At 38.2% G+C, this 25652-nt stretch carries 23 protein-coding genes, 1 tRNA gene and 1 pseudogene; 20 read left to right on the forward strand and 5 right to left on the reverse strand.

The window, feature by feature from the left end:
• Positions 1–439 precede the first annotated feature (439 nt).
• Positions 440–1405 carry a LacI family DNA-binding transcriptional regulator gene (locus A6B45_RS01365; protein ID WP_072613005.1) on the reverse strand — a complete coding sequence of 322 codons (966 nt, stop codon included), beginning with the start codon at positions 1403–1405 and terminating at the stop codon, positions 440–442.
• Between the two features lie 159 nt (positions 1406–1564).
• On the opposite strand from A6B45_RS01365, the gene A6B45_RS01370 reads away from it, so the two are divergent.
• The 8 genes from A6B45_RS01370 to A6B45_RS01405 all read left to right on the forward strand — a co-directional run bounded on the left by A6B45_RS01370 (position 1565) and on the right by A6B45_RS01405 (position 10002).
• Positions 1565–3526 (forward strand): sucrose-specific PTS transporter subunit IIBC, encoded by a 1962-nt coding sequence (locus A6B45_RS01370; RefSeq protein WP_072613006.1) that lies wholly within the window; start codon positions 1565–1567, stop codon positions 3524–3526.
• Positions 3527–3578: 52 nt separating this feature from the next.
• Positions 3579–4844, forward strand: coding sequence for a glycoside hydrolase family 32 protein (locus A6B45_RS01375; protein ID WP_072613007.1), 1266 nt, complete (start codon positions 3579–3581; stop codon positions 4842–4844).
• 100 nt (positions 4845–4944) lie between these two features.
• Positions 4945–5811, forward strand: a complete 867-nt coding sequence (locus A6B45_RS01380) for an ROK family protein (protein ID WP_072613008.1) — start codon at positions 4945–4947, stop codon at positions 5809–5811.
• 427 nt (positions 5812–6238) lie between these two features.
• Positions 6239–6311, forward strand: a tRNA-Lys gene (locus A6B45_RS01385).
• Positions 6312–6378: 67 nt separating this feature from the next.
• On the forward strand, positions 6379–7152 hold the full coding sequence (locus A6B45_RS01390) for a M15 family metallopeptidase (protein WP_072613009.1): 774 nt from the start codon (positions 6379–6381) through the stop codon (positions 7150–7152).
• 98 nt (positions 7153–7250) lie between these two features.
• Complete coding sequence (locus A6B45_RS01395) at positions 7251–7898, forward strand: deoxynucleoside kinase (RefSeq protein ID WP_002815908.1); 648 nt, start codon at positions 7251–7253, stop codon at positions 7896–7898.
• Between the two features lie 69 nt (positions 7899–7967).
• On the forward strand, positions 7968–8756 hold the full coding sequence (gene proB, locus A6B45_RS01400; protein ID WP_072613010.1) for a glutamate 5-kinase: 789 nt from the start codon (positions 7968–7970) through the stop codon (positions 8754–8756).
• A 4-nt stretch (positions 8757–8760) separates the two neighbouring features.
• The gene (locus tag A6B45_RS01405) at positions 8761–10002 is read left to right on the forward strand and encodes a glutamate-5-semialdehyde dehydrogenase (protein ID WP_072613011.1); all 1242 of its coding nucleotides are present in this window, start codon (positions 8761–8763) and stop codon (positions 10000–10002) included.
• 78 nt (positions 10003–10080) lie between these two features.
• On the opposite strand, the gene A6B45_RS01410 is transcribed toward A6B45_RS01405, so the two are convergent.
• A complete protein-coding gene (locus A6B45_RS01410; protein WP_072613012.1) occupies positions 10081–11037 on the reverse strand; it encodes a nucleoside hydrolase in 957 nt (318 codons plus the stop codon).
• A gap of 138 nt (positions 11038–11175) precedes the next feature.
• On the opposite strand from A6B45_RS01410, the gene A6B45_RS01415 reads away from it, so the two are divergent.
• Entirely contained in the window at positions 11176–12186 is a 1011-nt protein-coding gene (locus A6B45_RS01415; protein ID WP_072613013.1) for an NAD(P)/FAD-dependent oxidoreductase, read from the forward strand.
• Positions 12187–12232: 46 nt separating this feature from the next.
• On the opposite strand, the gene A6B45_RS01420 is transcribed toward A6B45_RS01415, so the two are convergent.
• Positions 12233–13102, reverse strand: a complete 870-nt coding sequence (locus A6B45_RS01420) for a DNA/RNA non-specific endonuclease (RefSeq protein ID WP_072613014.1) — start codon at positions 13100–13102, stop codon at positions 12233–12235.
• Positions 13103–13177: 75 nt separating this feature from the next.
• A complete protein-coding gene (locus A6B45_RS01425) occupies positions 13178–13831 on the reverse strand; it encodes an HD domain-containing protein (RefSeq protein WP_072613015.1) in 654 nt (217 codons plus the stop codon).
• Between the two features lie 257 nt (positions 13832–14088).
• Between A6B45_RS01425 and metG the strand changes: the two genes are divergently transcribed.
• Entirely contained in the window at positions 14089–16197 is a 2109-nt protein-coding gene (metG, locus tag A6B45_RS01430; protein ID WP_072613016.1) for a methionine--tRNA ligase, read from the forward strand.
• A gap of 108 nt (positions 16198–16305) precedes the next feature.
• A complete protein-coding gene (locus tag A6B45_RS01435; RefSeq protein ID WP_072613017.1) occupies positions 16306–17295 on the forward strand; it encodes a biotin--[acetyl-CoA-carboxylase] ligase in 990 nt (329 codons plus the stop codon).
• 30 nt (positions 17296–17325) lie between these two features.
• On the opposite strand, the gene A6B45_RS01440 is transcribed toward A6B45_RS01435, so the two are convergent.
• Entirely contained in the window at positions 17326–17895 is a 570-nt protein-coding gene (locus A6B45_RS01440; protein ID WP_072613018.1) for a biotin transporter BioY, read from the reverse strand.
• Between the two features lie 139 nt (positions 17896–18034).
• On the opposite strand from A6B45_RS01440, the pseudogene bioA reads away from it, so the two are divergent.
• The 9 genes and pseudogenes from bioA to A6B45_RS01485 all read left to right on the forward strand — a co-directional run bounded on the left by bioA (position 18035) and on the right by A6B45_RS01485 (position 25629).
• Positions 18035–19384 (forward strand): annotated as a pseudogene (gene bioA / locus A6B45_RS01445) (adenosylmethionine--8-amino-7-oxononanoate transaminase).
• On the forward strand, positions 19374–20051 hold the full coding sequence (gene bioD, locus A6B45_RS01450) for a dethiobiotin synthase (RefSeq protein ID WP_072613019.1): 678 nt from the start codon (positions 19374–19376) through the stop codon (positions 20049–20051). Before bioA ends, bioD begins: the two are co-directional and overlap by 11 nt.
• 197 nt (positions 20052–20248) lie before the next feature.
• Positions 20249–21268, forward strand: a complete 1020-nt coding sequence (gene gap / locus A6B45_RS01455) for a type I glyceraldehyde-3-phosphate dehydrogenase (protein ID WP_036089673.1) — start codon at positions 20249–20251, stop codon at positions 21266–21268.
• Positions 21269–21471: 203 nt separating this feature from the next.
• Positions 21472–22281 carry a metallophosphoesterase gene (locus A6B45_RS01460; RefSeq protein WP_072613020.1) on the forward strand — a complete coding sequence of 270 codons (810 nt, stop codon included), beginning with the start codon at positions 21472–21474 and terminating at the stop codon, positions 22279–22281.
• A 136-nt stretch (positions 22282–22417) separates the two neighbouring features.
• The gene (gene fabZ, locus A6B45_RS01465) at positions 22418–22864 is read left to right on the forward strand and encodes a 3-hydroxyacyl-ACP dehydratase FabZ (RefSeq protein WP_072613021.1); all 447 of its coding nucleotides are present in this window, start codon (positions 22418–22420) and stop codon (positions 22862–22864) included.
• A complete protein-coding gene (locus tag A6B45_RS01470) occupies positions 22857–23315 on the forward strand; it encodes a MarR family winged helix-turn-helix transcriptional regulator (RefSeq protein ID WP_072614458.1) in 459 nt (152 codons plus the stop codon). Before fabZ ends, A6B45_RS01470 begins: the two co-directional genes overlap by 8 nt.
• Before the next feature lie 11 nt (positions 23316–23326).
• Positions 23327–24298 carry a beta-ketoacyl-ACP synthase III gene (locus A6B45_RS01475; protein WP_072613022.1) on the forward strand — a complete coding sequence of 324 codons (972 nt, stop codon included), beginning with the start codon at positions 23327–23329 and terminating at the stop codon, positions 24296–24298.
• Positions 24299–24373: 75 nt separating this feature from the next.
• Positions 24374–24613 (forward strand): acyl carrier protein, encoded by a 240-nt coding sequence (locus A6B45_RS01480; RefSeq protein WP_072613023.1) that lies wholly within the window; start codon positions 24374–24376, stop codon positions 24611–24613.
• Between the two features lie 50 nt (positions 24614–24663).
• Positions 24664–25629 (forward strand): nitronate monooxygenase, encoded by a 966-nt coding sequence (locus A6B45_RS01485; protein ID WP_072613024.1) that lies wholly within the window; start codon positions 24664–24666, stop codon positions 25627–25629.
• Positions 25630–25652: the final 23 nt, after the last annotated feature.

Consider the following 25652-nt stretch of genomic DNA (forward strand, 5'->3'; position numbering starts at 1 on the left):
AAAAATGCTAGTGGTGGTTGTCATGATTGTGTCGACATTGGTTGTCCGCTTGCCGATCAATCAAAAATGTTAAGGAATAAAAAAAGCAATCATTAAAACACGAAACCCCGATGAACTAACGCGTTCACCGGGGATTTTTTATTATGAGAGAATATTTGAGAGAAGAGAATAGTATATTCGGGAGAGAATATAAGTTTATTTATAGTCGCGGGGAGAACGCGACTTGGCTCCCTTTTGCCATGGGGTTTCGTGTTTCTGATGTGACGGTCATCAGTTATGCTGCTTATACTGCTCAATCCTCCAAGTTCAGATTTTATTATTTGATATATTTTAATTCAACTAGGCTTGTTGTTTGAGATAACTTGCTTTGTTGATGTTTATAATATAACGTTCTAAAATTAAATTCATGTAAATTGAAGATAAAGTGAACATTAAATGATTATTTCTCTGTTGAATCCCGCACAACGAGTTCGCCATCTAATACAGTACGTATAGTGTTAGATGGGTTGGCATCGCGTACAGTACAAAATAGTTCATAAATTTTTTTCCCAGTTTGGTAAAAATCATATTCAAAGCTAGTTAAGTTTGGCGTAACAGTCGTACTTAAATCGGATTTACCAAATCCAATATATCGGGCATTTTGTCCAGTTGCTAAACCAGCTTGAAGAGCACCGATTGTGATGCGATCAGTAGCACCGATAATTAAATCAAAATTTTGGGACTGCATCGCTTGTTGTGCGGCTACTTTTGCTTCTGCTATGCTGAACTTTGAATTAACGACAGTCACCTTGCTAGTGGACAGTTTTTTTCTAATATTTAGAAAACGATCATGACCAATGGCCCAATCCAGTGTTTCATCAATTTTTAACAGTAAAGTATTTTGAGGATGCAGCGATGCAGCAAATTCACCGACAACGGTTCCAGCTTGCAGATCGTTCATGACTACGCGATGAAAGTTAGGTTCTTCTTGTCCTTGGATAACTACGGGTGCGTCAAATTCAGTTAATGCGTTACGCAACTCGTCGTTTAAATTAGCTGTTAAAACAATCAAACCACTAACGTTTTGTGTACGTAATTTTTCAATAGCAGCGAGTTCACGTTTAGTCGATTGATAGGTATTGACGATCAAGAAAGTATCATTTTCGTTTGCATCATCTAGACCACGTAGCATTTCAACTTGGGCGGATGAATCGAGCCTAGGCACAATCACACCTATCGTGTGATTGACTTTCTGTTTTAAACTTTGCGCAAAGGTATTGGGCTGGTAATTATTTTCGGTAACAACTTTATTTATTTTTTCACGGGTTTTAGCACTGACCGGTCCGCCATTCAAATAGCGGGAGACAGTACTTTTTGCCACTTGAGCCATATTAGCAATATCAGTTATTGTCAATTTTTTTTCCATAGACACATATTACCATGAACCCAATGAAAGCGTTGTCATTAACTTGTAATATTTAGCTTAAAAAGGAGGTTGCAATTATTTTTGAAAGCGGTTACAATGAGTCTATAAAGAAATGGAAACGGTTCCAAAAAACTTAAAGAAATTTAGAGGAGCAGCAAAATGGATCATAATAAAGTAGCAAAGCGTATTGCCGATGCTGTCGGCAAGGATAATATTGTAGCCGCTGCACACTGTGCTACGCGTTTACGGTTGGTGATTAAAGATGTTAAAAAGATCGATCAGGATGCCTTAGACAACGATTCCGATCTTAAAGGAACATTTAACGCTAACGGACAATATCAAATTATTGTTGGACCAGGCGATGTTAATGGTGTTTATGATGAATTTGTTAAAATTACCGGTGTTGAGCAAGCTTCAACTGCCGATTTGAAAAAAATTGCAGCACAATCAGGGAAAAGCAATCCTTTGATGGATTTGGTTAAAGTATTGTCAGACATATTTGTTCCTTTGATTCCAGCTCTGGTTGCCGGCGGTCTATTAATGGCATTGAATAACATTCTAACGGGTGAGGGAATGTTTGGCGCTAAATCTTTGGTTGAAATGTTTCCGCAAATCACAGGTTTAGCAGAAATGATCAATCTGATGGCCTCTGCACCGTTTGCATTTTTGCCAATTTTGATAGGCATTACAGCAACAAGACGCTTTGGAGGGAACGAAATTCTCGGAGCAGCTGCTGGTATGATGTTAGTTATGCCTAGTTTAGTCAACGGATATAATGTTGCCGAAGCGGTTGCCACTGGGAAGATGCCAACATGGGACTTGTTTGGTTTGTCAGTTGCGCAAGCTGGTTATCAAGGTCAAGTGTTACCGGTGATCGGTGTGGCATTCATCTTAGCTAACTTGGAAAAGTTTTTCCATAAGCACTTGAAAGGTGCTATTGACTTTACGTTTACACCGATGTTGTCTATCATATTAACTGGGTTTATCACATTTATTGTTGTGGGTCCGGTATTACGAATCGTCTCTAATGGTATCACTGATAGCTTGACATGGTTGGTTACGACGTTTGGCTTTATTGGTTACGGGGTCTTTGGTACATTCTACTCTGCCATTGTTATTACTGGTTTACATCAGAGTTTTCCGGCAATCGAAACACAGTTGTTGGCAGATGTTGCTAAAACAGGTGGTGATTTCATTTTCCCTATTGCCGCTGCATCTAACGTGGCGCAAGGAGCTGCAACATTTGCTATTTATTTCTTAAGCAAAGGGGATGAAAAAGTACGGGCATTGGCTTCATCATCAGGTGCTTCAGCAATGCTGGGTATTACTGAACCAGCAATGTTTGGTGTGAATTTAAAGTATAAATTTCCATTTTTCATCGCTTTGGGATCAGCAGGAATTTCTAGCTTAGTAATGGGATTGTTTCAAGTAATGTCATCGTCGCTGGGACCAGCTGGTATAATTGGCTTTATTGCTATCCCAGCTAACAAATGGGTAGGATTCTTCATTGCTATTGCGTTATCATTCGTGATTGCTTTTACAGCAACCTTAGCTTACGGTCGTTCACACATGCCAGCTTCTAAGTCAGATAATAAACCAGTAAATCCAGCAGTTACTGAACATGAAGCAGGTTTTGAGGTCGATGCACCTGTTTCAGGTCATTTAATGCAGTTAGCCGATGTCCAAGATAATGTTTTCTCAACTGGAATGATGGGCAAGGGTGTAGCAATCGAACCGAGTGATGGTACGATTTACGCGCCGGCAGATGGTAAAATTACAGTAGCTTATCAAACAAAACATGCCTATGGATTAACGACGGATGATGGTGTTGAGATATTAGTTCATATTGGCTTAGATACGGTTAATCTTGAAGGTAAGGGATTTGAAAGTTTTGTAACACAAGGACAAAAAGTTAAAAAAGGTGATAAATTAGGTACCTTTGATACGAATACCATTAAAAAAGCTGGATATCCTGTTACAACTATGGTCATTATCACGAACACAAAAGCATTTAATGACGTTGTGGTAGATAAAACTTTCGATAATGATATACAAGCAGGCCATCAGATTATAACGGCCATACCAAAGGCTAGTGATTCAGCTGTTGGTGCGCCAGCATAAATACAAAAAAGGGGAAAACGTATTTATCAAGAATACGCAACTAAAATAATTCATGCTTATTAAAGATGACATCAATCACTTTGAAAAATATCATTTATATCCAACACAAGGATTATTGAATGATCCAAATGGACTTATATATTTTAAAGGACAATATCATGTGTTTTTCCAATGGAATCCACATGCTTGTAACCACAAATATAAGGAGTGGGGACATTTTGTTTCAAACGACTTGAAAACATGGACTCGTCTGGAAACAGCTTTAAAGCCTTCTCTTCCAGGCATGGACTCAGCTGGAATATATTCTGGTACAGCATTTGTTAAAGATGATAAGTTGTATGTCTTCTATACAGGGAATGTTCGCGATGAATCTGGCCGAAGTGTGGCGTCTCATCAAATGTGGGCCGTTAGTGAGGATGGAATTCACTTTGAAAAACTTGGTGAACTATTCCCTCATCCAGAAGGTTTTACAAAAGATGTCAGAGATCCTAAAGTTTGGCAGGGAAAGAACGGGCGATACTATTTGATGGTAGGTGCACGTTCGAATGCAAATATAGGTGACATTCTTATTTATGAATCAGAAAACTTTAGTCAGTGGCAGTTACATGGCTCGTTAATTGAAGGTGAATTAACTGATATTCGTGGCTATATGATTGAATGTCCAGATTTAATTGAGATAGATGGTAAGCAAATTTTAATGTTTTCACCGCAAGGATTATCCGCGGATGAAGAGAACCATCGTTATCAAAATATTCATAACACAGGTTATGTTGTCGGTACTTTTGATGAAGAGACGTTGCATTTTAAACCGGAAACTGAATTTAAAGAAGTTGACAAGGGATTTGAATTTTATGCGCCACAAACCATGCATACCAATGAGGGGCGTAAAATAATGTGGGGATGGGCTGGTATGATGACACCAGAACGTGAAGCCTCGATCCCAACGATTGCTAGCAACAATTGGGTTCATGTGTTAACTATTCCACGCGTATTACACGTGACGCCGGACAATATTTTGACACAGACACCCATTCCAGAAATTTTGCATACAAAATCTTTGACGAATTTTGGTGCAGTTGAAGTGGGTCAATATACAATTGATTCTCACGACAATTGGACATTATCTTTTGGGGAAAATATGACTTTAGTTCGAAACAAAAACCAACTCGTATTATCACGTCGCCAGTGGGAAAATGGTGAAATTGAAAAAAGGCAGGTTGTAGGAGATATTAATCACGCATTATTAATTGTTGACACAGACATTATTGAAGTGTTTACAAACAATAATCAATCGGTCATGACAGCACGTTATTTTTAAGCATTGAAAATATTTGTGTAAACGATTACAATGTAATTGTAGTAACTGGTTAACGTCTAACACAAACACGATGATTTCGTGAAAAAGGAGCAATTAAATCATGGGTTTATTAGGAGCAATTGAAGCAGGTGGAACGAAGTTTGTGGTCGCTGTTGCGGACCACGAATATAATATTGTTGAGAGAACATCATTTCCCACGCTCGATGGTCAAAAAACAGTAGAGCAAGTCATCGCTTTTTTTGATAAGTTTGACGATATTGATGCAATTGGTATTGCAGCGTTTGGGCCAATTGATATTGTAGAGGGATCAACAACATATGGTCACGTTCTAGATACACCAAAACGCGGGTGGTCGGGATATGATTTTCTTGGTGCCATGAAAGCTTGGCGCGATATCCCTTACTACTGGACTACTGACGTTAATGGCGCAGGATGGGCTGAGTTTGAAACTGGTGCAGCTAAAGATGTTGATAACATGGTTTATTTGACAGTTGGTACTGGTGTAGGTGCAGGAATTGTCTCTGGTGGCAAGTTGGTTGCTGGATATGGACACCCTGAAGCAGGACATATTTTCTTACAAAAGCATCCCCTTGATAAATATGAAGGACATTGCCCATTCCATGGTGACAATTGTTTGGAAGGCTTAGCTGCTGGTCCAGCAATTGAAGAGCGTTGGGGACGTAGTGCGAAGGAAATTCCAGATGATGATGTTGCTTGGAAGATTGAAGCCTTCTATCTTGCGCAAGCAGCCCTTGACTACACAATGATTTTACGCCCTGAAAAAATTGTTTTTGGTGGCGGTGTACCTCATCGTGAAATCTTATTCCCATTAATTCGCGAAAGTTTTGCTGAACAAATGAGCGATTATTTAGCCGTTCCTGATTTGGATGAATATATCGTACCCGTTGCTAATGGCGATAATGCCGGCATCTTGGGCTGCTTCTATTTGGCAAAAACATTACTTTAATTTTCAATTTATCCTCAGTTTACGTGAGTTTAATTTTAGAACGTTATATTATAAACATCAACAAAGCAAGTTATCTCAAACAACAAGCCTAGTTGAACTAAAATGTAACATTCGATAAATTTATGATCTGGAGGATTGGACAGTATAAGCGGTATAACTGATGAGCATCACATCAGAAACACGAAGCCTCACGGCAAAAGGGAGCCAAGTCGCGTTCTCCCGCGCGACTATAAATAACTCATATTCTCTCCCGAATATACTATTCTCTTCTCTCTCAAATATTCTCTCTCACAATAAATATCCCCGGTGAACGCGTTAGTTCATCGGGGCTTCGTGTTTCTAGTAGAAGTTTTATGATAATTAGATATTATGTTGCACGATATCTAAAAATATGATAATATATTTTATGTTGTGAAACACGAAAAATGGTCAGCTAGCTCAGTTGGTAGAGCAACGGACTCTTAATCCGTGGGTCCAGGGTTCGAGCCCCTGGCTGACCACTATATGAAACCAGCAAACTTTGTTTGCTGGTTTTTATTTTAATTTTAAATATCGAGGAGAGGAAGAATGCAACGGAAGGCTGGGAAGAAGGTTAAAAAACATCTGCTTTTAATTGTGTTGGTTATTATGCTGATTGTTGTGGCTGTTATTGGCTTTTTTCATACTAAACAACCAATCAAGAACACTGGCAAGATCGCTAAAACGTCTTCTGTAAAAAAAGTAGATGATTTACCAAAAGGTGTAAAAACGACAGATTGGGATTTAGTATTGGTCAATAAAAATCATTCCTATCAAACAGAATTGAACTTTACGAAGGTCACTGTCGATAGTAAACAAATTGATCAACGAATCGCGCAAGCTCTTGCAAATTTTCGCTCAGCAGCTCAAAAGGCTGGTTACGCGACAACCTTAGTATCGGGGTATCGTTCCATTGCATATCAAACCACCGTCTATAACAATTCAATTAGTCAATATGAATCAAATGGGATGAGCGCGACAGAGGCCAAAAGATTGACTGAGTCCGTAATTCAGGTGCCAGGGTCCTCGGAGCACCAAACGGGACAAGCAGTTGATTTAGCAGGTAATGATGCCTTGGCTGCATATCCTTCTTTAGAAGCGAGCATGGATAAATTCAAATCACAGCAGTGGTTGATAAAACATGCACCGGAATATGGATTTATCTTGCGTTATCCAAGTGATAGTCAGTCTATAAAGGAAACGGGGATTGACTATGAATCTTGGCACTTTAGATACGTCGGTGTGCCCAATGCAACATATATTACTAATCATCACCTCACACTGGAAAAATATATTCAAACTTTAAAAAAGGCGGGTAGATGATACAATATTTGACCATCAAAACAATTGCTCAGCAGGAATAATGTAATTTTGATATACTGTATTAGTAATATTTTTATTTGAAACTAAGGAGAAATGGCATGATTGTACTATCAGGCACCATCGGCGCTGGCAAAACGAGTTTAACGAAAATGTTGGCAAAACATTTAGATTCACAGGCGTTTTATGAAAGTGTTGATGATAACCCAATTTTGCCATTATTTTACCAAAACCCTAAGAAATATGGTTTTTTGCTGCAAATTTATTTTTTAAACAAAAGGTTAGAACAAATAAAAAGAGCCCAAGTGGATGCCAAAAATATTTTAGATCGTTCTATTTTTGAAGATGCTTTACTATTCCAATTGACAGCTGATTTGAATCGCGCAACGCAAACTGAGGTAGATATATACCAGTCATTGGTTAATAATATGATGGCTGAAATTCCTGGTAGCGCAACGTCTAAAGATCCTGATTTATTAATTCATGTTCGTGTTAGTTTTGATACTATGCTCGCAAGAATCAAAAAACGTGGTCGTTCATTTGAGCAAGTTGAAGCAAATCCGGGACTATATGACTATTACAAAGAACTTAATTCACGTTATGATGATTGGTTTGCGGCGTACGACCGGTCACCAAAAATCCAGATTGATGGTGACCATTTTGATTTTGTGGAAAATGAAGAGTCAGGTGCAAAAGTCTTGGACATGATTGATGCTAAATTAGCGCAAACTGGTGTACTATCATTTTGAGAAATCCCGAAAATTTTGAAGTTAGGGATTTTTTTGATATAATAATTAAAATTAACTAAGGAACATATAATGAATAGTTGGCATAGAATTGTTGTTAAAGTCGGTACGAGCACAATTGTTAATCGTAATGGGCAAATTAATTACCCAGTAGTCAATCGGTTGGCACAAACACTTTCCAGTTTACAAAAATCTGGTCACCAAATTTTATTAGTTACATCTGGGGCAATCGGTGTGGCATTGGATCAGATGAATTTAGAAAAACGACCACAAGAAATTCCACAACAGCAAGCATTAGCTGCCATTGGTCAGGGATACTTGATGTCATTGTACAATCAAAGTTTTGCATTCTATCAACAATTAATTGGACAAGTTTTATTGACATATGATGTGTTCGACAATAAAGTGATGCTTGAAAACACAATGAATGCTATTGAAATGATGTTTTCACAGCACGTGATTCCCATTGTTAATGAAAATGATGTGATTGCAGTTGATGAGCTTGACCATCAGCATTCATTTGGCGATAATGACCGCTTAGCTGCTATTGTGACACGTGAAATTGGTGCCGATGGATTAATTATTTTGAGCGATGTCGATGGTTTGTATACGGCTAACCCTAATATTGATGAATTTGCGCAAGCCATTGATAAGGTGACGGAAATTACTGATGATATCCGTATGAGCGCCACCGGATCGACTTCTGGTTTGGGAACAGGTGGGATGAGCACAAAACTTGCTGCTGGTGAATTTGTGATGAAAAATGGTGGTAAAATGGTGTTAATTAACGGTAATAATCCAGCCTTGATTTTAGAAGTAATAGCTGGTAAAACGGTGGGAACATTATTTCAAGGAGAATGAGTCTATGAACGCAGTAGAAGAAATTGGTAAGCGTGCCAAATTAGTGACTTCTGATGTCGCTAATTTGTCAGTAGATATTCGTAATCAAATATTATTGGATATGTCGTCAGCACTGGTAAATAACTGGCAAGAAATTGTGGCAGCGAATAAAAAAGATTTGGATGCAGCTACGCAGCTCTCGGGTCCAATGCGTAATCGATTGACGCTTGACCAAAAAACAATTAGCGATATTGCAGCATCGCTGTCAGCGGTCGCTAAGTTAGCTGATCCTTTGGCAGGCCCATATGACAATTGGAAAAATCATACAGGATTCAAAATTGTTAAAAAAACAGTGCCACTAGGGGTTGTGGCTATGATATTTGAGGCGCGCCCGAATGTGACCGTAGATGCTGCCGCATTAACCTTTAAATCAGGTAATGCAGTTATTTTACGCGGTGGTAAAGAGGCTATCGAGTCAAATATTATCTTAACGAATATTTTGCGTGACGTGTTACGTAAACACCATTTAAACCCAGATATAATACAGCTAATCACGGATACAACACATGATTCAGTCAATACATTACTCAATTTGCGTGACTATGTTGATGTATTAATTCCGCGTGGTTCAGGCCAGTTTATTGATTTTGTTGTAAAAAATGCAACGGTACCGGTTATTGAAACTGGCGCAGGTAACACACATATATTCGTGGACGATAGTGCCAAACAGGATGAGGCTATTCGTGTCATTCATAATGCCAAAACACAAAAACCCGCAGTTTGTAATGCTGCCGAAAAACTATTAATTCATGAGGCAATTGCGGGGGAATTTTTACCAAAAATTGTTGATGATTTATTGGCTGCTGGTGTAGAGTTGCGCGGGGACCAAAAAGCTCGTAGTATAGATAGTCGAGTAATTGGCGCAAGTGATGAAGATTGGGATACTGAGTATAACGATTTAATTATGGCTATAAAAATTGTTCACAATAACGATGAAGCAATTACCTGGATTAATGACCATACAACACATCACTCAGAAACAATTATTAGTGAAAATCTTAATCATGTTACTGATTTTATGAATACTGTTGATGCTGCTGTTGTTTACCAAAATGTTTCAAGCCGATTTACTGACGGCTTTGAATTTGGATTTGGCGCAGAAATTGGTATCTCTACACAAAAGCTTCATGCGCGTGGACCAATGGGACTAAGTGCATTGACCACAATTAAGTATGAAGTATTTGGTGAAGGACAAATTAGAGAATAAGTACAGTATTTTTGGCACAAAAAATGATTCACGATACGAACAACTAGGTTTGGTGTCGTATGGTGAATCATTTTTATGTTATTGAAGCACATTTAGCATTAGATTTTGAAAATCATGAACAAATCTTTTTGAATCAACTAAAACAGCAGCTTTAGTAGTTGTTGGGACTAAAAGTTTCTCTTTATCACCGATTGTGCGGCCATAATCGCCACTTTCTTTGTCGTATGTTACCCGCATAGCTAAGCCAATTGATGTAACATAGCTAGGATCGATTCCAACAGCAACTGCTAGTGGATCGTGGAGGGCAGCACCATTCTTATTGATGTTTAAGTTAGCATAAGCATCAATATAGAAATCCATTAAGTCGGCAAATTTTTCTCCGGCTAAGGTTCCTAGTGTACGCCATGCTGCAGTTTCTTTTTTCGTTAGCAGCGTGCGGAGAGTAACGTCAAGGCCAACCATTGTTAAGTTTTGCTGATGAACGAAAGCAAAGTCAGCCGCTTCAGGGTCTTGGTGAATGTTTGCTTCGGTAAAAGGCGTTACGTTACCTGGTACAGTTAGAGCACCGCCCATTAGCGTCGTATTACCAATCAAGGTAGCCACGTCATTATCTTTTTCAATTGCTGCGGCCAAATTGGTGAGAGGTCCAGTTGGGATAAAAATTAGGTTCTCTTTATATTGATGAGCAGATTCAATTAAAAAATCAATAGCTGATTGGGTTTCAACTTGTCTTGGTGAAGTTTCTAAGGTGATTTCACCTACGCCATTTTTACCATGAATAAGCTGTGAAATAGGCATAACTTCAAAATTATTGGTTGTACTTGAATGGCTAGCACCAATAAATACGGGGACATCGTCAGCACCAAGTAAATGTAATAAATTCAGTGAGTTTTGTGCGGCCGTTTCAACAAGTGTGTTACCATAACTAGAGATAATACCAATCAAATCGACATTTGGATCAGCTACAGCGTAGGCGAGCGCCAGAGCATCATCCACGCCAGTATCCAGATCAAGAATCATTTTTTTAGTAGCCATAAATTGTAATTGTGTGCAGACGCACATTTCCTCCAAATTGTAATATATATTAATTATAACGGACGAAAACTATTTTTGTTTTAAATTAACGCAATGTTAGAATGACGTTGCAATAAAGTAAAATCGGAGAATATTTAAATGACAGAGTTATATGATGTAGCAATCATAGGGGGTGGACCAGTTGGTATGTTTACAGCTTTCTATGCCGGATTACGTGATACTAAAGCAGTGCTAGTTGAAAGTTTGGCAACACTCGGCGGGCAAGTGACATCGTTATATCCAGAGAAAAAAATTCTTGACGTTGCCGGATTCACAGGAATTAAAGGATCAGCATTGATTGATTCATTGGCTGAGCAAATGAAGTTATTTCCAATTGATATCAAAACTTCAACAACTGTGACCAATGTGACGAAAACAAACGACTTATTCATAGTGACCATCAACAATGGTTCGTCATTTCAGGCTAAAACAATCATCATCACAACAGGTAAAGGCTCTTTTGAAGCACGTAAGATGCAGGTATCCGGCGTTGATGAACTGGTTGGCCAAGGAATTCACTATTTTGTAACGAATAAACATGATTTTGACAACCATGATGTAGCGATTGCTGGTGGTGGTGATTCAGCTATTGATATGGCTACGATGCTTAATGAATTCACCCATTCTACAAGAATTATTCACCGCCGGGATCAATTTCGTGCGATGGAGCAAAGTGTGAAACAACTGAACCAATCATCAGTTATCAAAGAAACGCCGAAAAAAGTATCACAGATTGAAAAACAAAGTGACGGTAAATTAAAAATTACGTTAGCGCAAGTGAAAGATGATCAGGTAACTAATGATATTTGTGTTGATGATTTAATTATTAATTATGGTTTTATTTCGGAAAATAAAATTGTGCATGGTTGGGATATACAACCAAAAAATGAAGGACAAGCGTTTTCCGTCGACCAAGCGATGCAGACAACGATACCCGGCGTTTTTGCTATTGGGGATGCTAGCCATTATGAGGGGAAAGCAGATTTAATTGCTGTTGGATTTGGTGAAGCGCCAACAGCAGTTAATGCTGCAATTCGATTTTTTGATCCACAGCGACGCGGCCCCGGCCATTCGAGTTCTATGGTTATGCAGGACGGAAAACTTATATAAGTAAAAAAGTAGTAGATGAATATATCATCTACTACTTTTTTAAAAGCTACTTAGCGGAATCTAGAACAGTTGCTTTTCCTGTAGCATAATCAATTTGAATGCCTGGCTGTACGTTAAAAATCCAATAGTTTAGATTCAGCGTTTTACCGTTGTCTTCAACCGATTTAGCCATATAGTGAACACCGCGAGCAAGCCGTTCGTTGCCAACGTAGAGTGGCGTGACCTGTGCACGGACTGTAATAGCTGGATTATTTTGGATAGCATTGCGAATATCATTTTCAGGGACGAGCTGACCTGGATAGGCATTTTCAACACGTGTACCCGTAATCATATTTTCTGTGACCATCGTGGGTAACCCGAAAAATTGATAGCCCACAATGTGAGATTTATTCCAAAGCGCTTGCGTACCATTGCCCAATTTAACGTTAGGGTTATCATGATAGCCACCTGCCCATTTAGTACCATCGTAGTGATCGTTAATAAACCAACCAGATGGTCGGACAGTGTAAGGAATACGGTCCGGTCGCTTAGTAACTTTTGATATGGCTGACTTACTGGCTACGAAATTCCCTTGTTGCGAACGCCCTAACGAATCAAGAGCTGAGAGGCTTAACCCGTCAACTGGATTGAGCTTAGATGCTTGACTTGGGAAAGTTTCTTTCATTTGAGCATCTGTGAAGGTTGCTTTATTGTTGTTGACATGAACGATGTCACCATCTAGCGTCCCATCCCATTTTAAATTGAGCAGGGCCTGATCAGATTGGGCAGTTACCGTTGGATGAGATGTTTCAGTAGAAGTATTTGTCGATTCGTAGTTTTGCCACAAATAAAATCCGGCAACAACAACTAGAATCAGAAGGGATAGTATCTTATTTTGTGGTTTACTTTTGCGTTTATAAGTACGTTTTCGTGCCATGATTCTCTCTCTTTCAAGTCCTTATATCATAACATTTATGCTACACCAAAACATCAACAAAAAAGATAATAGAAATCAGCGTTCCAGTTCCCACTCGGCTTTGAATTGCGCTAAGAATGATAGCATGAACTGTTGACGACTTTCAGAAATTTTGCGTGCTGTGTCAGTATTTAATTTGTCTTGAATGAGTAATAGTTTTTCATAAAAATGGTTAATTGTTGTACTTTTTTGGTTGCGATAATCAGTTTTATTTTGTGGCGAATGTGGTTGAATTTCTGGATCATATAATACACGATTTTTTACTGCGCCATAAGTAATTGCTCGTGTGATAGCAATGGCTCCCATAGCCTCTAGACGATCAGCATCTTGTACAATTTTCCCATTGATATTGAGCGCTTGAGCACCTTCAAGTGACTTAGACCAAGACATATTGTCGATGATATAGGTGATTTCTTCTATCATTTCTGGATGCACACCAATGGATAGAAGAAATGAAATCATATTATTTTTTGCTGCAAGAATATCTTCTTGACTATCGTATAATTTATCATCATAGACGTCATGCAGCAATGCAGCAGCACGTACAACAAAAGCATCTGCGTTTTTCTCATGAGCCATAATCTTGTTAGCCAGTGCAAGGACGCGGTTAATGTGATCAATGCTGTGTCCAGTATTATCTTTGGCAAGTGCGTCTTTCATATAGCGATTAATCATTTCAAGTTGATCCATGTTGATTTCCTTTAAGTTTTATTTCGATTGCTTATTAATTAGTTTAAACTATATCTAGGCAATCGCGTTTAAAAGTTGAATTAATTCGTAAAAGCCTCAATATATTATAAATAATAACTTGAGTCTCTATGAAAAATTATTGATTTTAGTTATAATTATTTTAATATAACTTTACCTCATACGGTAAAAATCATGCTTAACGTAGAAAGAGACGATTCTTTTTATTGTGGGTGTTTTAAAGAAAGAGGAAGACTCATATGTCAGAACCAAATAATATTTTGTTTAATACCGGAAATCACACTGATTCGGCTGTCATTTATGACAAGTTTTCAAAGGCAGAACAGCAATTTTCAGTAAAAAAGGATAAGACCTTTTATATTACCACGCCAATTTACTATCCGTCTGGTAAGTTGCAGTTGGGAAACACTTACACAACGGTGCTCGCTGATGCAGCAGCACGATACCACCGCTTACTGGGTGAAGATGTTTATTTTTTAACTGGTACAGATGAACATGGATTGAAAATTCAACAAAAAGCTGAAGTTGCAGGCATATCTGAAATGGATTTTCTTGATGGCATGGCTAAGCAAATCAAAGATTTGTGGAAGCTTATGGACATTTCATACGATGATTTTATTCGTACAACTGAAAATCGTCATGAAAAAGCAGTTGCTAAAATCTTTACGCAATTACTAGAAAATGGGGATATTTATAAAGGTGAGTATGAAGGTTGGTACTCTGTTTCTGATGAAGAGTACTTTACAGAATCTCAATTAGCCGAAGTCTATCGTGATGACGCAGGCAAAGTAATTGGTGGTAAAGCACCATCAGGGCATGAAGTTGAGCTAGTTAAAGAAGAAGCCTATTTCTTCAAGATGAGTAAGTACGCGGATTGGCTACTTGATTATTACAAGACACATCCAGAGTTTATTCAACCAGAAGCACGAATGAATGAGATGATTAATAATTTCATTGCACCAGGTCTGGAAGACTTAGCGGTAACACGTACGTCATTTAACTGGGGTATTTCAGTACCAGGGGATGAGAAGCATGTGATTTACGTTTGGATTGACGCATTAGCTAACTATATTACTGCTCTAGGTTATAATTCGGACGATACAACCCTATTTGATAAGTTCTGGCCTGCAAATGTTCAGCTTGTTGGAAAAGAAATTGTCCGTTTCCATACTATTTATTGGCCAATTATGTTGCATGCATTGGGATTAGAGTTACCTAAATCAGTTGTGGGTCATGGTTGGCTTGTGATGAAAGACGGTAAGATGTCTAAATCAAAGGGTAATGTAATCTATCCTGAAGTGCTTGAAGAACGCTATGGTCTAGATGCAGTTCGTTATTATTTGTTGCGTTCAATGCCATTTGGTAATGATGGTGTATTTACACCTGAAGATTTTGTGGCGCGTGTTAACTATGATTTAGCTAATGATTTAGGTAATTTGTTGAATCGCACAGTAGCCATGATCAATAAATATGTGGATGGGGTTATTCCCGAGCTACTAACAGGCAAGACTCCTTTTGATGAAGACTTGGTTAGAACTGTAGAAGATGCCATTGTTGAATACAATAAGAACTTTAAAGAATTACGTACTGCTGACGCTCTTGAAAGTGTTTGGAAAATCATCCGTCGTGCAAATAAGTATATTGATGAGACACAACCATGGGTGTTGGCAAAAGATGAAAATGAAAAGGAAGTTTTGTCTAGCGTAATGGCTCATCTGGCTGGTGCATTACGTGTTACTGCTGTTTTGTTACAGCCAGTATTAACACAAGCACCAAAGAAGATTTTTGATCAATTAGGATTAGATTATTCTGACAAAGGTATTGCCATTGCAGGTTTGACTTTCAGTAAGTTACCAACTGGCGGTCATGTTGTCAAGAAGGGTGAACCAATTTTCCCACGCCAAGATGTTGAAGAAGAAGTGGCCTTTATTTCAGGGCTAGTTTCAAAAGATACCAAAGGTAAAGGGCGTGCGGTTAAAGAGGCAGCAAAAGAAGAAGCTCATGTAGCGCCAGCTAAGAATTTGATTACTTATGATGATTTTGATAAAGTTGAAATCTTGGCTGCTAAAATTACGGCCGGAGAAATTGTTGCCAAATCTGAAAAATTGTTAAAGTTTACGCTTGATGATGGATCAGGGAAACCACGCCAAATTTTGTCGGGTATTCGTAAATGGTACTCAGACCCTGCTGTTTTGGTGGGTAAAACGGTTGCTATTGTTGCTAATATGAAGCCACGAAAAATGGCTGGTGAACTTTCTGAGGGGATGATTTTGTCTGCTGAGAAGAACGATATTGTTACTGTAACGATATTGCCGGATTCAATTGAACCGGGTTCGGGAATTGAATAATAAAAGAGCAGCTCTTCGGAGTTGTTTTTTTATTTGATTTGACGAAAGAACAATTGTTAACTAAAATTAATTATAAAGTAAACATTGTGATAATAGTGGAGGAAAGTGATGAGTACAGCTGATAAATTGTTGGCTTTGTTGATTAATAAAGCAGGCGATTGGGTGTCTGGTGAAGCAATCGCGCAACAGTTAGGGATTACCAGAACTTCTATATGGAAGTCTGTTAAAAAGCTTGAGTCTCAAGGGCATCTCATCGAGAGTGTTCGTGGACAAGGATACCGATATTTAGAGGGCACTAAAATTTCTGCTGTTGGCATTAAAAAGTATTTAAAATCTGATGTGGATCTGAGAGTGTTTGACACGATTGACTCTACTAATGTGTATGCTAGAGAGAAGCTTTCTTCTGGCGAAATTACTAAAAATACGGTTATTGTTAGTGAGAGCATGTCGGCAGGAATTGGTCGATTAGGAAGAAAATTTTTTTCGCCGAAAAATACGGGCATGTACGTCACTTTTGCTTTGCCACTGCCTGTGGAGACGATAGTAAATCCCGGTCGTTTAACTACCAGTACGGCAGTAGCTGTCTCAAAAATGGTTAAAGAGGTATTCGATATCGATCTTCAGTTTAAGTGGGTCAATGACTTATTGTACAACAACAAGAAAGTTGGTGGTATTTTGACCGAAGCTATTACGGACTTTGAAAGTCAACAGTTTTCATCTTTAGCTGTGGGTATTGGTATGAATCTTGCCACGCCTGATGGTGGATTTCCAGAGGAGATTTCTCAAAAAGCAGGTGCGCTGACTGATGAAATGACTGTATCAAGAAATGAAGTTGTCGGTTCTTTAATTAATTACTTTTTTGACATGTACCAGGATTATCAGGACGGGCGTTATATACCGCAATATCGTAAAAAGGTGGTCGGTGTTGGACAATCAGTAGAACTAAAACGAGGTCAAATGAACCTAACGGGGATAATTAGAGAAATCGATAATGATGGTTGCCTAGTGCTTGATACGAAACAAGGTATAGAGCGCATTAATTCTGGTGAAATTACTAAATTACTGTTACCAATAATGAATACCGAGGTTAGACACTAAAAAGCAACTACACAGACTGTAGTTGCTTTTTTAATGGATTCTTTTGATAATTTGTAACTCTGCTAAGGTTACAAAAAAGATTAAACCAACATCAATTAAAAAATCAAGTAAACTGGTAAAACCTAGTATACCAGTGACATTAATTATGTCACCTATGTAAAATTTAATAATAAAACACTTGTATGCAAAACCAATTAAATGGACCATAATTAAGCAGATATAGTTACTGACCAGGGTATTCAAAAATTGGTGATGGCTAAATAGTTTGTTACCCTTTCTAACGATAGCAGCAAGAAATGGCATTAGTGTAAAAGCGATTAAGAAACCAAATGTTGTCTTGAATATATAGCCTAGTCCGCCACCAGATGCAAATATGGGTAAACCGAGTAGTCCAGAAACAAGGTAAAGTACTGTCAACCAAGAGCCATACTTGGCACCGAGAATCGGATAAACCAAAAAGATAAACGCTGTTTGTAGCGAAATGTAGTCGTAAAAAGGAATCGGAATAGCTACTTTGGAAGAAACCACCAATAAAGCAAAGTAAATACCTATTTTACAGATGGTTTGTGCACTAACGCTAACGTTCGTCTGTTGATACATAATATATAATCCTCTCAATATTAGATGTTACCCTTCTTTTTTTAAATGGATAACAAAAACAATTTACTATAAATGCATTTCCTTGTCAAATATGTTACCCTTTTTATATAATTTGGTTAACAAAAGCTTGGAGGAAAGTATGGATTATAAGAAACGTAGTCAAGAAGTATTGTGGTTGCCATTCACGCAAATGAAAGTCTATGATGAAGAACCGATTGTTATTGAAAGTGGAAAGGGAATCAAATTACGTGACACAGATGGCAACGAGTACTATGACGCTAATTCATCGGTTTGGTTAAATGCATTGGGGCATCATAATAATGAATTGAACCAAGCGATTATTGATCAATTAGATCAAATTGCGCATTCGTCAACCTTAGGAATGGCCAACATTCCCGCCGTTACATTAGCGGACAAATTGGTGCAATTAATGCCCACAGGGCTGGATCGTGTTTTTTATTCTGATAGTGGTGCAACAGCGGTGGAAATTGCGATGAAAATTGCTTTCCAGTATTGGTTAAATACCGGTATAACAACTAAAAAAAGATTTATTACCATGCAAAATGGTTATCATGGCGATACGATTGGTGCTATGAGTGTTGGTGATATTGATGTTTATCATAAAATTTATGAACCTTTATTGTTCCAAAACTTTGTTGCACCTTATCCGAATGTCTATCATCATGAGTCACATGATGCAGAGAAAACGAAGCAAGATTGCTTAGAAAAACTAGAAAACATCCTCCGAGCACATCATGATGAAATTTGTGGGCTGACCATTGAGCCGCTGATGCAAGGAGCCGCTGGAATGATTGATATGCCACATGGTTTCTTAAGTGGCGTCCGTGCACTTTGTTCAAAATATAACGTTTTAATGATTGCTGATGAAGTGGCAGTTGGGTTTGGTCGGACAGGCAAGATTTTGGCATGTGCGCATGAAAATGTTGTTCCTGATATTTTGGCCGCCGGGAAGATGTTGACGGGAGGATACTTACCATTAGCCATCACTATGGTATCTGAAGCGATCTATCAAGCTTTTTATGATGATTACGATGAAATGAAGACATTGTTTCACGGCCATTCTTATACAGGTAATCAATTAGGTTGTGCTGTGGCATTGAAAAATTTAGAGTTGTATGAAAAATACCGTATTCTTGAAAATGTGAAAGAAAATGCAATATACATGCACAATGAGCTACAATAATTGTATGATTTGAAGGTTGTTGGCGATGTACGACAGGTGGGTTATATGGTCGGCATTGAATTGGTTAGAAATAAAGAAAAGCGACAATCTTTTGATCCTGATTTAAGAGTAGCTTGGCGAGCGACATTAGCCATGCGAAAACTTGGCTTGCTCACAAGACCATTGGGGGACACAATCGCATTCTTGCCGCCATTGATTGCAACAAAAGAAGAAATAAAGCAAATGATTGCCATAATTAAAGAGGGTATTCAGACTGTCATGGAAGAAATGAATCATGAAGAATAAGGGCTATTTTATTACAGGAACTGATACGGAAATTGGTAAAACCTTTGTAACGGCTGAATTGGCACGTTATTTCAATAAACATAATCAAGATATTGGTGTCTTTAAGCCTTTGATGAGTGGTACACGCAGAGAAAATCCTCATAGCGATGCCTATATTTTAAAAGCCGGTGCAAAAGTTTTGGATAGTTTAGAAGAAATTAATCCTTTTCAATGGGATGAAGCGCTCGCACCAGCCTTAGCTCAAAAGCGCGCAAAAACAGGCTATACATTAGATGATGTATTGAAGAAATATAATATATTAGCTCAGAAACACAAAGGCATGTTGGTTGAAGGAGCAGGCGGCATTACAGTACCATACGGAGATGATTTTACCGTCACAGATTTGGCGTGTGCGTTGAATTTACCGTTGATTATTGTGGCGCCAAACAAACTGGGTGTGATTAATCATATTATATTAACCATTGAATTTGCTAGAAATCACGATCTAACCATAGCAGGGATAATTTTTAATGGTGTCAAGCACAGAGGTGTGGTAGAAGATACGAATTTAACACTATTAAAAGAGATGACTGATGTACCAATAATTGGTGAATTGCCATGGATAACCCATCAGTTAATCGCAGAAATACCTTTGGAAAAGTACTTGAATATAAAACTATTAATGTGATTTATTGATCATAATGGATAATCAGATTAAATAACAAATAATGCTATAAATTTCGAGATTAATGAGAGTACTATCTGCACTCATGTTAAGAAAAAAACAAAATGATATATTAAGCAGCTACATTCGCTCAAAACTGCACTTTGTGCTATAATAATGGTGTTGACTAAAGTCAAAAATTTTTGGAGGATCTAAAACACATGACTGTTAAGATTGGTATTAACGGATTTGGACGTATTGGTCGTTTGGCCTTCCGTCGTATTCTTGAATTGTCAGACAAGGCTTCAGATATTGAAGTTGTTGCCATCAACGATTTGACAAGCCCAGATATGTTGGCATACTTGCTTAAGTATGATTCAATTCATGGTACTTTGAATGCGGATGTTTCATCTGACGATACAGGTATTATTGTTAATGGTAAGCACTATGCTGTTTACTCAGAACGTAACGCTGCTGACTTGAAGTGGGTTGCTAACGATGGTGTTGATTACGTATTGGAAGCTACTGGTTTCTATACATCAGCAGAAAAGTCACAAGCTCACTTGGATGCAGGTGCTAAGAAGGTGTTGGTTTCAGCTCCAGCCGGTGCAGTTCCTACAGTTGTCTACGGTGTTAACCAAGACATCTTGACTGCAGATGACAAGATTGTTTCTGCTGGTTCATGCACAACGCAATCATTGGCTCCAATCGCTAACGTATTGGAACAAGAATTCGGTGTTAAGACTGGTTTGATGTTGACAGTCCACGCTTACACAGCTTCACAAAGCTTGCAAGATGGTCCTAAGTCAGCTAAGTTTGCAAAGCGTCAAGCTAATCGTGACGCAGCTTCAAACTCATTGCCACACTCATCTGGTGCTGCCAAGGCTATCGGAATGGTTGTTCCTTCATTGGATGGTAAGTTGACTGGTTCAGCTATCCGTGTTCCTGTTCCTGATGGTTCAATTACTGAATTGACTGCAGTCTTGAAGAAGGACGTTACAGTTGAAGAAGTTAATGCAGCTATGAAGAAGTACGAATCAGATTCATTTGGTTACAATGGTGACGGCTTGGTATCTACTGATATCATCAACGACACACATGGTACTGTCTTCGATCCAACACAAACTGAAGTTGTTGCTGGTGAAGGACAACAATTGGTTAAAGTTGCTGCATGGTACGACAACGAATACGGTTTCACTTCAAACATGATCCGTACATTGTTGCACTTCGCTACTTTGTAAGATAGATTATTCTGTTTTACCTGTTAGTGTACTAAATCATAATATTAGAAAACACACTTCGGTGTGTTTTTTTATTGTAAGGTATTCTATTATGTATATTTTTTGAAAAGAGGCAAGCAAATCTTAAACAAATGGCTACTTGTAGGTACTTATAGTAAAAAATATGATATACTTTATTCAAATATCGAACAGGAGTTCTATTTGTGAAAGTTGCATTTTCATCTGATAATCATTTTGATTTAAATAAAATTAATGTTGAACGCGCTATGCGGGCACAAGCTCTCTATTTGTTGAACAAAAATGTGAACGTTTACGTTATTGCTGGCGATTTGTTTAATGACTTTAAGCAATCTTTAGCATTTGCGCGTAATATGCAAGACTTAGTAAAAAACAAATTAACTATTCGTTTTTTGGCTGGGAATCATGATATGGGTAAAAATGTTACATATGAAGAACTTGAAAGTGATATCGACGAGTTGTATTTTCATAACAAGTATATTGACTTAACTGATGATATTCGGCTTATTGGCAACAATGGTTGGTATGATTATAGTTTCGTCGGTAATGATTATACAGAGGAAGAAATTCAATCGTTTAAAAATAGCTTCTGGTATGACCGACGTATTAAGCAACCAATAACTGATAAAGAACGTTTTAATATTAACCTAAAACAAATTAAGGATCAGCTCTTGGCTGCGGGTAACAAACAGACTATAGTTGTGAGCCATTTTGTGCCACGTGAAGATTATATTAAACGTTTTCCAAATGGGAACACGCGATTAGATATAGCAAATGCGTTCCTTGGCAGTTCGAAAATTGGTCAGATTGTTGATCAATCATATACCATCGCAACAATTACAGGACATTTGCATTTGCATCCCGCACCGTTAAAGTTTGGTAACAATGTTTATTATAATGCTGCGGTGGGTTATAGTACTGAACGTGTTCACGAATGGTCAAGTGATGATTTTCTAACAGAATGGCAAAAAAGACTAGTTGTACTTGAATTTTAAAACACCGGATAGGTGTTTTTTTATTTCTTAAGGAAACACTATGATTTTAGAATACTTTGACAATCGAAATAAATTATGATAATATTTTGACTATCAGATATTTCGATTATCAAAGTATTTAAAAAAGGAATCAATCATGCCAGTTCTTACAACAACAGAAATTATGGACTTAATTCCCAATCGTTATCCTATTCTTTATATGGATTACGTGGAAGAAATGGTCCCAGATGAATCAATAGTCGCTGTCAAAAATGTGACCATTAACGAACAGTTTTTCCAAGGACACTTCCCTGGAAATCCAGTGATGCCAGGTGTTTTAATCATTGAATCACTAGCTCAAGCAGCATCGATTTTGATTTTGTCATCACCGCAATTTCAAGGTAAAACAGCTTACATGACAGGAATCGATAACGCTAAATTTAAAAAAATGGTTAAACCAGGCGATGTATTGAAGTTACATGTCACATTTGGTAAGCTACGTGCTAACATGGGTAGTGTGTTAGTTGAAGCCAAAGTCGATGGTAAAACAGCTACATCAGCCGAGTTGATGTTCGTTGTGGCGCCAGATGAAAAAGATGAATGAAGCAACTACAACTGATTTTGAACAAATAAATACTGAACTGGTTGGTGTATTTAATAATGTCATGTGGATAGAAGAAGCTGCTTTAAAACGCAGTTACTTCTCTGATATAACCTTAAAAGACATGCACACTATTGAAGCGATTTCAATGTATGATGAAAAAAGTGCTTCACAGGTAGCAAAAATTATTCATCTGACACCAAGTTCTATGACAGCAGCCATTGATAAATTGGTTGAAAAGGGTTATGTTGAGCGACGTCGTTCCAGTAAAGACAGGCGTGTGGTACGATTAGGCTTAACGCATAAGGGGCGTGTTGTTTATCGCGCTCATCAAGAATTCCACAGGGATTTAACACACAATCTGGTAAAAAATATGTCACCAAACGATGTGAGCATTGTCAAACAAGCGATCCATAATTTGGTTAGCTATTTAGCACAGATAATTAATCATTAAAGAGGGGAATTATGGAACAATTGAAAATCGTTGCTTCAGCACGTCAAATTCCAGGCCGACAAGTGACGAATCAAGAGCTCAGTACAATGATGGAAACCGATGATGAATGGATTTATACTCGGACAGGTATTCATCAGCGTAATGTCGTGACAACGGAGAACACTAGTGATTTGGCTACTGAAGTGGCAAAGAAAATATTGGCGAAAAGTGGTGTTTCACCAGAGAGCATTGACTTTATCATTGTTAGCACGATGTCACCAGACAGCTTATCGCCAAGCACAGCAGCAATTGTCCAGGCTAACATTGGTGCCACTAATGCATTCGCATTTGACTTAAGCGCAGCTTGTTCTGGTTTTGTTTATGGCTTAAGTGTCGCCTCGAGTTTGTTAATGTCACGCTATCAACGTGGATTAATTATTGGTGCAGAAGTGTTATCGAAATTAGTTGATTGGAAAGATCGAACTACGGCAGTTTTGTTTGGTGACGGCGCCGCAGGGGTACTTGTCGAGCGGACACAGGATAATGTTGGACTTTTAGGTGAAGAACTTAGAACTTTTGGTGCAAAGGGTGACAATTTAGTAGCTGGTAGGTTTGCGAATACAAACCCATTTTCAGAAAATATTAGCCCGTTAGATCCTTACTTTCATCAAAATGGTCGGGAAGTATATAGTTTTGCAACGCGTGAGGTTCCCGAAGCGCTTCAAGCAGCTTTAGAGACAGCTCAAGTTACGGCTGACGATGTTGATTATTATCTATTACATCAGGCGAACGCACGTATTGTATCTTCCATTGCTAAGCGGTTTGGGCAGCCTATATCTAAGTTCCCAACCAACATGGTTTCAAATGGCAACACTAGTGCAGCAAGTATCGGTATTTTATTAGATGAATTGATAGAGTCTAATACAATTCATGCTGGTCAAACGATTGCCTTTGCAGGTTTTGGTGGTGGCTTAACTGTCGGCGCACAAATTTGGAAAATTTAAATCTATCGGTGTAGTCGGCTGCACCGCAAAAATCTAACGAAAATACATAAAACGGATTTTAGGAGAAAAACACTCATGACAGACGCAGAAATTTTTGACAAGACAAAAGAAATTTTGGTTGATCAATTTGATTTAGAAGAAGATGAAGTTTCATTAACAACAGATTTAACAAATGATATTGATGCTGATTCATTGGACTTGTTTGAAGTTTTGAACCGTGTTGAAGACGATTTTGATATTAAGTTGGCTGTTGCTGAAGATATCAAGACTGTTCAAGACTTGGTTAATAAGATTAAAGAACAATTAGCAGCGTAATTTAGGTGACATTATGTCACGTACATAACATAATTTTTAAGGATGAGAACATGACAGTTAAAACAATGAACCCTATTTTTGAAAAATTAGGCATGAAATACCCAATTGTTGAAGGTGGGATGACATGGGCTGGAACAGGTGCGTTGGCAGCTGCTATTTCAGAGGCTGGTGGACTTGGCTTTATCGGCACAGGTTATTGGCATGGTGATGACGTTCGTAAAGAAATCAGACGTGCAAAAGCTCTGACAGATAAGCCTTTTGGCGTTAACGTAATGTTATTAAGTCGTCATATTCGAGAAGTTTTTGATGTCATTATCGAAGAAAAAGTTGCTGTAGTTGCAACTGGAGCAGGAGATCCATCGCCATTTTTGGATGAGTTACATGCTGCTGGTATTATAGTAATGCCTGTCGTTCCCTCAGTTTCATTAGCACGTATGATGGAAAAGAAAGGGGTTGACGCGGTTATTGCTGAAGGCATGGAATCAGGTGGGCATATTGGTATGCTGACTACGATGACATTAGTACCACAAGTGGCTGATGCCGTTAATATTCCAGTAATTGCTGCTGGTGGTATTGGTGATGGACGTGGTGTTGCCGCTGCGTTTATGCTTGGTGCGGCTGGTGCACAAATGGGTACAAGGTTCTTAACAGCAACTGAATCGGAAGTTCATCCAAATTTCAAAGCAAAGATACTTAAAGCAAAAGATATTGATACGATTGTCACAGGTAATTTATTGGGTAATCGTGCCCGTGTTTTGAAAAATAAAATGGCAAAGTCATTTGTTAAAAACGAAGTAAACGAATTACAAAAAGAAAAGCCAGACGCTGCAGCCATTGAAAAACTTGAATCTGGTACACTACGTCGTGCTGTTCAAGAAGGTGATAAAGAAGGCGGTGCCTTCATGGCCGGTCAAATTTCTGGTTTGATTAAGGATGAAAAGCCTGCAGCTGATATTTTATCCGACATTTGGGCGCAAGCTACCGATTTAATGGGTATTGAAAACACAACATTGTAAGTAAAGAATCCGATTGAATTCGG

Source organism: Leuconostoc suionicum (genome assembly GCF_001891125.1).
Classification (GTDB): Bacteria; Bacillota; Bacilli; order Lactobacillales; family Lactobacillaceae; genus Leuconostoc; species Leuconostoc suionicum.

Excerpts from the sequence above, each read along its gene's own strand:
- A6B45_RS01365 (WP_072613005.1), bottom strand. The coding sequence starts at position 1,405 with ATGGAAAAAAAATTGACAATAACTGATATTGCTAATATGGCTCAAGTG.
- A6B45_RS01475 (WP_072613022.1), top strand. The coding sequence starts at position 23,327 with ATGGAACAATTGAAAATCGTTGCTTCAGCACGTCAAATTCCAGGCCGA.
- A6B45_RS01375 (WP_072613007.1), top strand. The coding sequence starts at position 3,579 with ATGCTTATTAAAGATGACATCAATCACTTTGAAAAATATCATTTATAT.
- A6B45_RS01470 (WP_072614458.1), top strand. The coding sequence starts at position 22,857 with ATGAATGAAGCAACTACAACTGATTTTGAACAAATAAATACTGAACTG.
- A6B45_RS01380 (WP_072613008.1), top strand. The coding sequence starts at position 4,945 with ATGGGTTTATTAGGAGCAATTGAAGCAGGTGGAACGAAGTTTGTGGTC.
- proB (WP_072613010.1), top strand. The coding sequence starts at position 7,968 with ATGAATAGTTGGCATAGAATTGTTGTTAAAGTCGGTACGAGCACAATT.
- A6B45_RS01420 (WP_072613014.1), bottom strand. The coding sequence starts at position 13,102 with ATGGCACGAAAACGTACTTATAAACGCAAAAGTAAACCACAAAATAAG.
- bioD (WP_072613019.1), top strand. The coding sequence starts at position 19,374 with ATGAAGAATAAGGGCTATTTTATTACAGGAACTGATACGGAAATTGGT.
- A6B45_RS01405 (WP_072613011.1), top strand. The coding sequence starts at position 8,761 with ATGAACGCAGTAGAAGAAATTGGTAAGCGTGCCAAATTAGTGACTTCT.
- gap (WP_036089673.1), top strand. The coding sequence starts at position 20,249 with ATGACTGTTAAGATTGGTATTAACGGATTTGGACGTATTGGTCGTTTG.
- A6B45_RS01440 (WP_072613018.1), bottom strand. The coding sequence starts at position 17,895 with ATGTATCAACAGACGAACGTTAGCGTTAGTGCACAAACCATCTGTAAA.
- A6B45_RS01425 (WP_072613015.1), bottom strand. The coding sequence starts at position 13,831 with ATGGATCAACTTGAAATGATTAATCGCTATATGAAAGACGCACTTGCC.
- fabZ (WP_072613021.1), top strand. The coding sequence starts at position 22,418 with ATGCCAGTTCTTACAACAACAGAAATTATGGACTTAATTCCCAATCGT.
- metG (WP_072613016.1), top strand. The coding sequence starts at position 14,089 with ATGTCAGAACCAAATAATATTTTGTTTAATACCGGAAATCACACTGAT.
- A6B45_RS01395 (WP_002815908.1), top strand. The coding sequence starts at position 7,251 with ATGATTGTACTATCAGGCACCATCGGCGCTGGCAAAACGAGTTTAACG.
- A6B45_RS01415 (WP_072613013.1), top strand. The coding sequence starts at position 11,176 with ATGACAGAGTTATATGATGTAGCAATCATAGGGGGTGGACCAGTTGGT.
- A6B45_RS01390 (WP_072613009.1), top strand. The coding sequence starts at position 6,379 with ATGCAACGGAAGGCTGGGAAGAAGGTTAAAAAACATCTGCTTTTAATT.
- A6B45_RS01370 (WP_072613006.1), top strand. The coding sequence starts at position 1,565 with ATGGATCATAATAAAGTAGCAAAGCGTATTGCCGATGCTGTCGGCAAG.
- A6B45_RS01410 (WP_072613012.1), bottom strand. The coding sequence starts at position 11,037 with ATGGCTACTAAAAAAATGATTCTTGATCTGGATACTGGCGTGGATGAT.
- A6B45_RS01435 (WP_072613017.1), top strand. The coding sequence starts at position 16,306 with ATGAGTACAGCTGATAAATTGTTGGCTTTGTTGATTAATAAAGCAGGC.
- A6B45_RS01480 (WP_072613023.1), top strand. The coding sequence starts at position 24,374 with ATGACAGACGCAGAAATTTTTGACAAGACAAAAGAAATTTTGGTTGAT.
- A6B45_RS01485 (WP_072613024.1), top strand. The coding sequence starts at position 24,664 with ATGACAGTTAAAACAATGAACCCTATTTTTGAAAAATTAGGCATGAAA.